At 53.3% G+C, this 3,277-nt stretch carries 1 protein-coding gene; it reads right to left on the reverse strand.

Annotated features, from left to right (window positions below; genetic code table 11):
- The gene (locus PF479_RS01485) at nt 1-3,150 is read right to left on the reverse strand and encodes an efflux RND transporter permease subunit (protein ID WP_298001515.1); all 3,150 of its coding nucleotides are present in this window, start codon (nt 3,148-3,150) and stop codon (nt 1-3) included.
- Nucleotides 3,151-3,277: the final 127 nt, after the last annotated feature.

The following is a 3,277-nucleotide window of genomic DNA, read 5'->3' on the forward strand; positions in this document are numbered from 1 at the left end:
CTACTCTATACTTTGGCCGTCCTGGGATTGCTGAGGCAGTTTGACCGCCGGATTTTCTGAAACCTTTTTCCTGTCCTCTACCCGCTGCTCCATCTTAAAGTAGAGCAGAGGTATCAGAAAGAGGGTGATCAGTGTTGAGCTGATCAGTCCCCCGGCGATTGTCTGCCCGAGGGGGGCATACATTTCAGATCCTTCCCCGAGTCCCATGGCCATGGGTAGGATACCCAGAACGGTTGTCAATGTCGCCATCAGTATGGGCTTCAGCCGGCTGGAGGCGCCCGACAGTACGGCTGTCTTCAGAGGAATATGATCCCGGAAGCGCAGCATATTGATATAGTCAATCATAACAATGGCGTTATTCACAACGATCCCCGCCAGTGTAATGCCTCCCAGAAAGGCGATAATCGTGAGAGTGGATCCCATAAGCAGAAGAGAGAGGGCCATTCCCGCCAGGATAAAGGGAACCGATGCCATGACAATCAGGGGCTGCCTGAAGCGTTCAAACTGAATGACCATCACCATATATACCAGAAAGAGGGCTATCACCATGACCCTCAGCAGAGAGGCAAAGGCCCCGAAAGTTTCGGAGGCGCTGCCCACGAGGCGCCAGTTTACTCCAGAAGGGAACCCTTCCTCATCAATTATCCCTCTGATTCGTTCGTTGATCCCCCGGAGATCATTCCCCTTCAGGGAGGATGTGACAATCACCGAGGGCAGACGGCCGCTATGCTTGATGGAAGAGTAGGTTTCCTGAATCTTGAACTCCCCGATATTGGCAAGATTGATGTACCGGGAGGAGGCGGAAGGGACAAAGATGGTGTTCACCAGGTCTTCCCGGACAGGGTTCCCCGCATCCTCGGTGGTCAGAAAGATATTCCGATCCAATCCGGATTCCCTGAATTTCCCCACAGTAGCCCCATTGAGATGAAGCCGCAGCAACCAGGCTGTATCCCGCAGGCTGACCCCCAGGCGTCCTGCTTGTTCCGGGTCCAGACGGATGATGCCTTCTCTTCGTCCCGTAGAGATATTCAGAGAGGTTTTCTCCGTATCAGGGTCCTGGGCCATCCAGTATTCCAGACGATGGGCACTGCGGATGACTTCATCCAGATCGGAGCCTGCCAGTTCGATGCTGTATCCGCTCCCGCCGAAACTGAGATCCACCTTGGCATTGAGTCCCCCGTTTTTTACCAGAACCTTTACGTCTGGAATCCTGGCCGGGATTTCTCTCTGCAGCTGTTCCATGACTTCAAATACAGACCGCTCTCTCTGAGAACGGTATTTAAGCCGGAGAGTAACGAAGGATCTTCCCGGAGAATTGGTCAGACTCACCGACCCTTCCCGCCCGGGATAGGCCAGTTCGCTCTCCAGTTCGGGAACACTCTCCCGGATATACTCCATGACCCTCAGAGACTTGTCACGAGTCTGTTCCAGGGTATAACCATCGGGCATCTCCATATAAATATTGACTTCCCCCATATCCGTCGGGCCTAAAAATGAGAATCCCAGCAGGTTAAAAATCAACAGGCTGGTCATCAGAAAGAAAACTGCCGTGAAGATGGTGAATCCGGGGTGATGGAGAACAGAAGAGAGAGCCTTTTCATAAGCAGCATGCATCCTGTCCAGTCCCGATTCGATGAGAGACGTCAGGCGGCCGGTTCGGGATTTTTGTTCGACCTCCCCCCTTACCAGAATCAGGGATGAGAGCCAGGGAACCACCACAAGAGAAACCACCATAGCCCCGAAGATGGAAAAGATGATTGTCCAGGCCACATCCTTGAGGATGATCCCCGTGTAGTCTTTCAAAAACAGAAGGGGAATAAAGACAGCCAGAGAGGTCGTTGTGGACGCAAGCACAGCCCCTCCCACTTCGGAAGTCCCGTCAATAGCAGCCTGGAGGGCCGTCTTTCCCCGGGCAAAGTGGGAATGAATATTTTCCAGAACGACAATGGAAGAATCCACCATCATGCCGATGGCCACTGTCAGCCCGCCCAGAGTCATCAGGTTGAGAGACTGGTCTCTGATTTTCAATCCCAGAAAGGCGATAAGGATTGATAGGGGAATGGAAAGACCGACGATGAAGGTCATCCGGATATTATGAAGAAAGAAGAGAAGCACCAGGACGGCCAGAACAGCCCCGGTCAAGGCCGAATTCCTGACAGACTTCATGGACAGGGCAATATTCACTCCGTCATCATTGACGGTGCGGAACTGTATTCCAGGGATTTCGGCTTCCACCTGGGCCAGAAGCTCTCTGGCCTCCAGAATAATGCCCCGTGTATCCGCATTATTGCGGCGGATCAGGGCCACCGAGAGGGTTTCATCCCCCCGGCTGAGGGCATAACTTTCCGGTGTTTCCTGTCTGATTTCCACAGAGGCGACATCTCCCAGACTCACAGGAGTTCCATCCCGGTAGGCCAGGGTGAGAATTTCTATGTCCTCCAGCGTTCTGAACTCTCCATCGGTTCTCACATTCAGACGATAATCCCGGATCTGCACATCTCCCCCGGGAAAAGAAACACTCCCCTGGGACAAGGCCCCGTATACATCCAGAAGGGAAAGCTTCCTGGAAGCCAGAAGGTCCGGGCTGACTGTGACCCTCAGCTCCTCATCCCTGTCTCCCTGAAGGACGACTTCTGCCACTCCCTTGATTCTGGACAGACGGGGTACTACCCGGTCCCGGAGGAAGCGGGTCTTCTCTTCCACTGAGGCAGGGCCTTCGACCACAGCCACAAATACGGGCATCACATTGGAGTTGTAACGAAATATTTCAGGCTGACCGCTGATCCCATCGGGTAGTTCCGAAAGAGCCACTGATATTTTTTCACGAACCTCGGGAATCCTCAGGGCCAGATCTTCTCCCCAGTTGAACTCGATGGTGATCAAGGAGACAGAGTTCATGCTGGTGGAGGTCATGTCCTGTACATTCGCCAGGGTTCCCAGTTCCTTTTCCAGAGGATTGGTGACCTCCCGTTCCATGTCCCGGGGCGATCCACCGGGCCAGCTGGTGACGACTACTGCGGTGGGCAGCTCAATGCTGGGGATAAAATCCTGCCTGGTTCCCTGAACAGACAGGAGTCCGAACAGGACCAGAGCAATGAGGAGTATCCCGATCACAACAGGATGACGCACCGAATAATTGGAAAGAATCATGGTTCCACAATCCTGACAGCCACACCTTCGGTGAGAAAATGCTGTCCTTCCAGAATAAAGGATACATCCTCCATACCGGGAGGAACCTGAAATCCTTCATCTCCCTTGAGGGGTGGATCATATTTGA

This window comes from Oceanispirochaeta sp. (genome assembly GCF_027859075.1).
Classification (GTDB): domain Bacteria; phylum Spirochaetota; class Spirochaetia; order DSM-2461; family DSM-2461; genus Oceanispirochaeta.

Bases quoted from the DNA above. Each gene is read 5' to 3' on its own strand.
- PF479_RS01485 (WP_298001515.1), bottom strand. From the start codon at position 3,150: ATGATTCTTTCCAATTATTCGGTGCGTCATCCTGTTGTGATCGGGATA.